Origin of the sequence: Corallococcus sp. AB045, from assembly GCF_003668895.1 — a bacterium.
In the GTDB taxonomy this organism is placed as follows: domain Bacteria; phylum Myxococcota; class Myxococcia; order Myxococcales; family Myxococcaceae; genus Corallococcus; species Corallococcus coralloides.
In genome coordinates, this window is the sequence record NZ_RAWN01000008.1 from 89600 (window position 1) to 97103 (window position 7504).

General features: G+C 69.1%; 7 protein-coding genes. 5 read left to right on the forward strand and 2 right to left on the reverse strand.

The genetic code is table 11. From position 1 onward, the window contains the following. The first annotated feature begins 38 nt into the window (after nt 1-38). From D7Y21_RS03660 to D7Y21_RS03670, 3 genes are all read left to right on the forward strand, one after another. Nucleotides 39-929 (forward strand): hypothetical protein, encoded by an 891-nt coding sequence (locus D7Y21_RS03660; RefSeq protein ID WP_121711258.1) that lies wholly within the window; start codon nt 39-41, stop codon nt 927-929. A gap of 149 nt (nt 930-1078) precedes the next feature. Continuing rightward, on the forward strand, nt 1079-3364 hold the full coding sequence (locus tag D7Y21_RS03665; RefSeq protein ID WP_121711260.1) for a kelch repeat-containing protein: 2286 nt from the start codon (nt 1079-1081) through the stop codon (nt 3362-3364). A 34-nt stretch (nt 3365-3398) separates the two neighbouring features. Continuing rightward, on the forward strand, nt 3399-4340 hold the full coding sequence (locus D7Y21_RS03670) for a macrolide 2'-phosphotransferase (RefSeq protein ID WP_121711262.1): 942 nt from the start codon (nt 3399-3401) through the stop codon (nt 4338-4340). Between the two features lie 10 nt (nt 4341-4350). On the opposite strand, the gene D7Y21_RS03675 is transcribed toward D7Y21_RS03670, so the two are convergent. Then, entirely contained in the window at nt 4351-5136 is a 786-nt protein-coding gene (locus D7Y21_RS03675; RefSeq protein WP_121711264.1) for a helix-turn-helix transcriptional regulator, read from the reverse strand. A gap of 70 nt (nt 5137-5206) precedes the next feature. Here D7Y21_RS03675 and D7Y21_RS03680 point away from each other — a divergent pair, with 70 nt between their 5' ends. Next, nucleotides 5207-6142: a DMT family transporter gene (locus D7Y21_RS03680; protein ID WP_121711266.1), complete on the forward strand. Its 936-nt coding sequence runs from the start codon at nt 5207-5209 to the stop codon at nt 6140-6142. 31 nt (nt 6143-6173) lie between these two features. Here D7Y21_RS03680 and D7Y21_RS03685 read toward each other — a convergent pair whose 3' ends face one another. Next, complete coding sequence (locus D7Y21_RS03685; protein ID WP_121711268.1) at nt 6174-6407, reverse strand: hypothetical protein; 234 nt, start codon at nt 6405-6407, stop codon at nt 6174-6176. A gap of 288 nt (nt 6408-6695) precedes the next feature. On the opposite strand from D7Y21_RS03685, the gene D7Y21_RS03690 reads away from it, so the two are divergent. Beyond that, entirely contained in the window at nt 6696-6989 is a 294-nt protein-coding gene (locus D7Y21_RS03690; RefSeq protein ID WP_120567061.1) for a hypothetical protein, read from the forward strand. The last annotated feature ends 515 nt before the right edge of the window (nt 6990-7504 follow it).

Below are 7504 nucleotides of genomic sequence, written 5' to 3' on the forward strand. Positions count from 1 at the left end.
CTTCCGTCATCGACCTCGAACAGAAAGAACGAACCGCCATGAAAAGCCATCTGCTCCTCCGATTCCTGACCGTCCTGCCGCTCGCCGCCGCGTCTGGCTGTGACAGCGGCGCGCCCATGGAGCCCGCCGAAATCACCACCCAGTCCGCCCAGGCGACCATCGGCTTCATCTTCGACTCCACGGGGATCGCCACGCCGCCCACGGGAGGAATCCCCACCACGCTGCTTCCCCGCACGGCGTTTGATGCCGCCGCGCTGCAGGGCTCCCTGGTGGGGACGACCGAGCCCTTCACCCAGACGGAGACGGTGGGTTCCCGCGCGGATCTGGAGTCCCAGTCCTGGGCGCTGGAGCGCGACCCGTCCGAAGGCCAGGTGCTGGTGCTGAGCAAGGTCGCCAGTGGCCCGGAGACGCCGCAGGAGCCCGCGGTGTTGCAGCGCACCGCCCTGGCCCGCCTGCAGCGCTGGGGCATCCCCACCGCGGAGCTGGGGCTGGTGCGGCAGGTGAAGTCGTTCAGCCAGGGCGAGGACGATGGGGCCCTCGAAGCGCCCTCGCTCCACCGCCACAAGACCTTCGTGATGCGTGCCATCAATGGCATTCGCGTGGAGGGCCACCGCGCGGTGGTTTCCCACGGGCCGGACGGCAGCTTCCAGCGCGCGCTCATCAGCTGGCCGGCCCTGGCCCGGACGGGACACCTGCTCCGGACGCGGCTGACGACGGCGCAGATTGAAGATCGGGCGCGCACGGCGCTCCAGGCCGAGGGAGAGACCACGGGGCCCGTGCGCCTCTTCTGGAAGTACGTGCCCGCCCAGCTCAGCACGGGCGAATGGGCGCTGACGCTCAAGGTGTCCGCCAGGATGCCGGCGGTCACCGGCACGACGAGCACCGAGGAGCCCCGCGTCGTCGACGTGGACGTGAGCGCCGTCCCCTGACGGCACCCAAGCAAGCGTCCGCATTCGTCTGACAAACGATGGCGCGTGCGCTACCGGGGTAATGTCCAGCGCCGCCTCCCCTTGTCATTACTCCGCGCCACGTCAGCCAGTCGGCTGGCTGCAAGGAATTGGCAAGGGGAGGCGGTCGCATGAAGAAGGCATTCACTCCGTTGGTGCTCGCGCTCGCAGTGTCACTGCTGGCGAGCTGCTCGGATTCCTCGAAGGATACCGGCTCGGCCCGGTTCGCTGTCTCCGTCAACCAGGCGCTCGCCCCCAACATCCTCTACGTCCTGGTCACCTCGGGCGGCCCGGACATCCCCACGGTGACCGTGGAGCTGACCGCGACCAATGGCGTGTGGGGCGGCATCATTGGCAACATCCCCGCGGGCGCCGACCGCACCTTCGTGGCCCAGGCCTTCGACCTCTCCGGCGACCTGAGCTTCGAAGGGGTCGTCACGGGCGTCACCATCACCGCCAACCAGAGCACCCTGGTCGCCATCACCCTTCAGCAGCTCAACCCTCCGCCTCCCTTCGACAACGAGGCGCCCATCATCGACTCGCTGGTGGCGTCCTCCACCACCGTGGCGGCGGGCGGCACCATCGCCCTGGCCGCCACCGCGCATGATCCCAATCCGGGCGATACGCTCTCCTACGCCTGGAATGCGACCGCGGGCTCCTTCTCCGCTCCCTCGGCTGCCGCCACTTCGTGGACCGCGCCTGCCTCCACGGGCATCGCAACGTTGATCCTGACCGTGACGGACTCGCGCGGCCTGGCCTCCAGCGTCTCGCTGGCGGTCAACGTCACCGCGGACGGGGAGGGGGAGGCGGAGCTGTCCCTCTCCTTCAACACTTCGCCCGGGGTGACCGCTCTCAGCGCCAGCCCCACGACCCTGGCCGTCGGGGAGACGACGTCTGTCTCCGCCTCCGCTTCCGACCCGGACGGTGACAGCCTGTCCTATGCCTGGAGCGCATCCTGTGCCGGGACCTGGGCGCAGGCCTCCTCCAGCGCTGCTCAATTCACGCCTTCGGCCCTGCCCGCGGGTGCCTGTAACAACTGCCGTCTGACCGTCACCGTCACCGATGGGCGCGGCGGACAGAACACCGGCACCGTCGCGCTGTGTGTCAGCGACACGCCCCCGGCCAATCACTTCCCTCCCGCCATCATCCGCTCCTACCGCTCCTCGGACACGGCCTCCTCGGGCCAGGAGTTCACCTACGAGGTGAATGCCATCGATCCGGAGGGTTCCGCGCTCACCTTCTCCTGGGAGGCCACCGCCGGCTGGCTGGAACTGCCGCTCAGTGACCCCTTCCGCAGCCGCGTCACCTGGACGGCTCCTTCCTGTGCCAGCGCTCCTCCTTCCATCACCGTGACCGTCACCAATGCGTTCAACCTGACCGACACCCAAACCTTCACCGCGACGGGGCTGCCGGCCTGTTCGGGGAGTTGGGCCCTGACGGACTCCCTGGCGGGGCCTCGCGCCGACCAAAGGGCAGCGCTGCTGCCCAACGGCAAGGTGCTCGTCGTGGGAGGGCTCGCCTCGGATGTCGACTACCTCGCGACGGCGGAGCTGTACGACCCGGCCCTGGGGACCTGGAGCAACACAGGCTCCATGGCGGAAGGGCGTTGGCAGTTCACGGCGACATTGCTGCCCGATGGCAGGGTGCTCGCCGTCGGGGGACTCAACTCCACCGGCTTCCTCGCGACGGCGGAGTTGTACGACCCGGCCACGGGCACCTGGATCCCCACCGGCACCATGGCCGAACCTCGCTCCAGCCAGACGGCGACGCTGCTCCCTGATGGCAGGGTGCTCGTCGCGGGAGGCAGTGACGTTCCCGGCGCGCCCCCGACGGCGGAGCTGTACGACCCGGCCACGGGCACGTGGAGCTACACCGGCTCCATGGCGGAGTGGCGTCGGAACCACACGGCGACGCTGCTGCTTGATGGCAAGGTGCTCGTCGCTGGGGGATTCACTACTTCAATTGGCAGCACCAGGACGGCGGAGCTGTATGACCCGGCCACGGGCACCTGGAGCAACACCGGCTCCATGACTGAAGCCCGCGCCCTCCAAACGGCGACGTTGCTGCCCGATGGCAGGGTGCTCGTCACGGGAGGCGTGGACGAGTTTGTCTCCAGTCTCGCGACGGCGGAGCTGTACGACCCGGCCACGGGCACCTGGAGCCCCATTGCCCCCATGCTCGAACGTCGCGCCCTCCACACCGCGACGCTGATGCCCGGTGGCAGGGTGCTCGTCGTCGGGGGCCGGTTTCCGCAATTGTACGACCCGGCCACGAGCACCTGGATCCCTGCCGGAACCATGGTCGTACCGCGCTCGGACCAGTCCGCGACGCTGCTGCCCGACGGGCAGGTCCTCATCGCGGGAGGATGGGGGGGCTCCCTCGGGTATCTGTCAACGGCGGAGCTATACACACCCTGAGCCCGGAGCAGGCGGCCGGGTGCGAGGTCACGCCATGTCGAAGCCCCAAAGCCCGCCGTCCGAACCGAGCAGCTCCTCCCTCTCCGACGCAGACGACCTCCGGGTGCGCGAGCTCGCGTCCCGGCATGGGCTGTCACTGTCCGGCCCCATCGCGTTCAATGAACTGGGATTGGACTTCCGGGTTGCCATCGCCAGCGCGAGCGATGGCACCCGCTGGGTCCTGCGCATCCCCCGGCATGAGCACGCGACACGCAAGGTCCAGGTGGAGGTGCGCACGCTCGCGTTCCTCAGGGCATCCCGACTGCCGTTCGCTGTGCCGGACTGGCGAGTGGTGGCGACGGACCTCATCGCCTATCCGCTGCTGGTGGATTCCCCCGCCCTGGTGGTCCCGGAGGGCTCGGCCACTCCGGAGTGGAAGATCGACCCGGGCTCGGACGCCTTCACCGGCAGCTTCGCCCGGGCCCTGGCCGCGCTGCACGCGCTGTCAGGGGAAGCAGCGGCCCAGGCGGGGATGCGGACACGGACGCCCCAGCAGGCCCGTCAGGCCGTCGCCGACGACGTGGCGCGGGTCTCGCGGGAGCTCGACGTGAACCCGGCGCGGCTGCGGCGCTGGCGGACCTGGCTGGACGACGACGCGTGCTGGCCGGACTTCTGCGTGCCCACCCATGGCGACCTGTATCCCGGCCACGTCCTGGTGGATGGCTCGGGACAGGTGTCGGGGATGATCGACTGGACCGAGGCGCGTGTGGACGATCCGGCCATCGACATGAGCGCGCACCTCCAGCTCTTCGGTGAGCCCGGCCTGGAGCGGCTCCTCCGGGACTACGCGGCGGCGGGGGGCCGGGTCTGGCCTGGAATCGTCCGGCACGTCGCGGAGCGGCTGTCCACGGCGCCGGTGGTGCTGGCCCTGTTCGCGCTCGATACCGGCAACGAGGACTGGCTGACCGCCGCGAAGGAACAGCTGCTGGCGGATTGACCGTCTCTCCTCACGACGCCACGAAGCCGTGGCCGCGGACCTTGTCCGGCGTGGTGCCCGTCATCCGCCGGAACATCGCGATGAAGGCGGAGGCGCTGCTGTAGCCCAGGTCGAGCGCGATGGCCTCCACCGCGTGTCCCTGCTCCAGCATCGCGAGCGCCTTCACCACGCGCAGCCGCTGGCGCCATTCGCTGAACGACAGGCCCAGGTGCTGCTGACAGCGCCGCTCCAGTGTGCGCTCCGTGGTGTGCAGCGCCTTGGCCCATTCAGCCAGGGAGCGCTCATCCTCCGGGTGTTGTTCCAGCGCAGTGAGGACCGGCTGGAGGAGCGGATCATCGGACATGGGCAGGTAGCTCCCATGGGCGGGGGCAAGCGCCAACTGGTCGATGAGCACCCGGAACAACCTGCGCTCGGCGCTGGTGCGTGGCTGCGCCAGCTCATGCGTGCGCAGGTGCTCCATCAAGGACTTCATCAGCGGGCTGACCGCCATCGCGCACGCCGTCTTGGGCAGCCCCCGGCACCACGCGGGGTCGAGGTAGAGCGAGCAGTGGCTCGCCTCGAAGCGGTTCATGCCCCGGTGCTCCAGGTCGGGCGGCAGCCAGATGCCGTACTGCGGGGGCGCGAGGTAGTGGCTGCCTGCCAGCTTGAGCTCCATCACCCCGCTGTAGGCGTAGACGAACTCACCCCAGGGGTGACGGTGACGTGGATAGGCCGCCGCCGCGGGCAGGCTCGCCGCGCGGAAATACACGGGGTGTGGAAGCTTTGAGGTGAAGGGAACTTGCAGCTGCTTCGCCATGGCGGCTTCTCGGGATGGGTTGTCGGAATCTCGCTATATCCATCCGCCCCGTCAGCCGCAGGATGAAGTCATGAGCTCTCACCGGAAACCCGCGGATGGCTTCGCGCTCGCGACGATGGTCGTGCTGTGCGCCATCTGGGGCCTGCAGCAGGTGGCCGTCAAACTGGCCGCTCCCTACGTCCCCAACCTGATGCAGATGGCGCTGCGCTCGGGCGTGGCCGCGCTGCTCGTGGCGCTGCTGTGCTGGGTGCGGGGCGAGCGAGGGCTGCTGCGCCGCGGGCCGTGGCGCGCCGGCATGCTCGTGGGCGTGCTCTTCTCCCTGGAGTTCCTCTTCGTGGCGGAGGGGCTGCGACACACGAACGCCTCGCACATGGGCGTCTTCCTCTACACCGCGCCCGTCTTCTCCGCGCTGGGCCTGCACTGGTTCGTGCCCTCCGAGCGGCTGAAGCGGACGCAGTGGCTGGGGATTGGCGTGGCCTTCGCGGGCATCGCGCTGGCGTTTGGCGGCGGGTGGCTGCGAGGCGGCCTCAGCCCGAGCGTGCTCCGCGGAGATGCGATGGGGCTGCTCGCGGGCCTGGCCTGGGGTGCCACCACGGTGGTGATCCGCACCTCCTCGCTGTCAGACGCACCGCCCACGCAGACCCTGCTGTATCAGCTGGCGGGGGGCGCCGCGCTGCTGCTCCCCGTGGCCCTGCTCACGGGACAGGCCGGCCCCATCACCATGGTCCCCGTGGCCTGGGCGAGCCTGTTCTTCCAGTGCGTCATCGTCTGCTTCGCCAGCTACCTCGTGTGGTTCTGGCTCCTGCGCCACTATCTCGCCTCCAACCTGTCGGTCTTCTCGTTCATGACGCCCCTGTTCGGCATCAGCGCGGGCATCCTCGTGCTGAACGAACAGGCGGACGTCTCCTTCGCGGTGGGCGCGGTGCTGGTCCTCACCGGCATCCTCATCGTGAGCGGCGCTGGCCTGTTGCGCTCCGCGTCCGCGTTGAAGCCCGGCGCGACCTGAGACGAGAGACTCCGCGGGTGTGGGCGTGGGTTCACTTTTCGCGAGGGTTTCGGTTGTGTAGCAGGGTGCGCGCATCCTCGAAGGCCCGCTGCCGCAGCGCCACGCCGGCCAGCCCCAGGAGGATCCAGACGCGCACCCTGGACTCGGAGAGGGGCGGGCGTTCCCAGAGGCGCAGCTGATCCAGACAGAGCCGGACGGGCAGGTCGCCGAAGGGGCTGTGGTACGTGCCCATCCAGCGGGCCTGGGCCTCGACGGCGCCGGGCACTCCGAAGACTCGCAGGAGCCGCAGTCCAATGAGTCCGCCGTCCCGTTGTCCCCGCCGCCGCCGCGTCCGCGCTTCTGGAGGAACTCAGGCAACGGCTGCCAGTGCCCGCGGTGGGGGAGGGCAGGGCCCGCTGGTACCGGGGCACCTTCCACGTCAACCTTCCGGATGCGCCGGAGGGCCACGCCGTGGTGGAGTTCCGGGAGGGACGCTTGCGATTGGAGACGAGCTCCGCCGGGCTTCCAGTGCGTCATTGAACGTCGAAGGGTGGTGTACCCTCTGGGAACGCGTATGCCGACCTCCGCCGAAGACACCCTGAAGCAACTCCGCGCCGCGCTCCAGCAGCGCAAGGCGACCGAGCGGGAGCAGGTGGCGGAGGCTCGGGCCACGTCTGGCAAGGAGCCCTTCGACATGGAGACGCTCCACGCCCTCTACAACGTCACGTGGGATATCCATGATGCGCCGCTCACCCCAGACATCATCGAGGACTACGAGCGGCGGTATTACCTGGAGTCGCCCCAGGTGAAGACGCTCCCGCAGTTCGCGGAGCACCTGGCCATGCTGCGCGACAACGACGCGACCTGAAGCCGGGCGGACGTCCGCATCCGTGCCAGCCGGTGCGCACCGTGCAGCCCGCTGCACACGCAACGGCATGGCCCCCAAAGGACGCGGCCACAGGCATGACGGTTGCTACCGGGGGCGGTAGTTCCAACCGACTCCTGCTGCTCCTCTGCGTCCTCACTGCGTCCGTGGCCCGCGCTGAAACACCCTCGCTGCCCCGCGACGAGACCTGGCTCATGGTGGGTCCCCTGTTCAGCAGCTCGGCTCGGGGGACGGGCGCGGGCCTGGAGGCATCCCTCAATATCGCGGACGACATCCATGCAATGGGCGTGTTCGGCCAGGCGCAGCGGATGGAGGACTCGCATACCCGGCTGAGCGCAGGAGTCCAGGCCAGCTTCTTGTTGCTGGGGCTTCCTCCGCCCCAGGATTTCTTGAGACACCTCTCTGGGGGAATAACCTCCCCCTTGTGAGGTGGATGTGAAGAAGCAGCAGAAGCAGGACAGGACGTCGGAGCGCGGTCGGTTCTCGGCGAAGCGCAA

Coding starts and splice junctions, on each gene's coding strand:
- D7Y21_RS03690 (WP_120567061.1), top strand. CDS start 6,696: ATGCCGACCTCCGCCGAAGACACCCTGAAGCAACTCCGCGCCGCGCTC.
- D7Y21_RS03665 (WP_121711260.1), top strand. CDS start 1,079: ATGAAGAAGGCATTCACTCCGTTGGTGCTCGCGCTCGCAGTGTCACTG.
- D7Y21_RS03670 (WP_121711262.1), top strand. CDS start 3,399: ATGTCGAAGCCCCAAAGCCCGCCGTCCGAACCGAGCAGCTCCTCCCTC.
- D7Y21_RS03660 (WP_121711258.1), top strand. CDS start 39: ATGAAAAGCCATCTGCTCCTCCGATTCCTGACCGTCCTGCCGCTCGCC.
- D7Y21_RS03680 (WP_121711266.1), top strand. CDS start 5,207: ATGAGCTCTCACCGGAAACCCGCGGATGGCTTCGCGCTCGCGACGATG.
- D7Y21_RS03675 (WP_121711264.1), bottom strand. CDS start 5,136: ATGGCGAAGCAGCTGCAAGTTCCCTTCACCTCAAAGCTTCCACACCCC.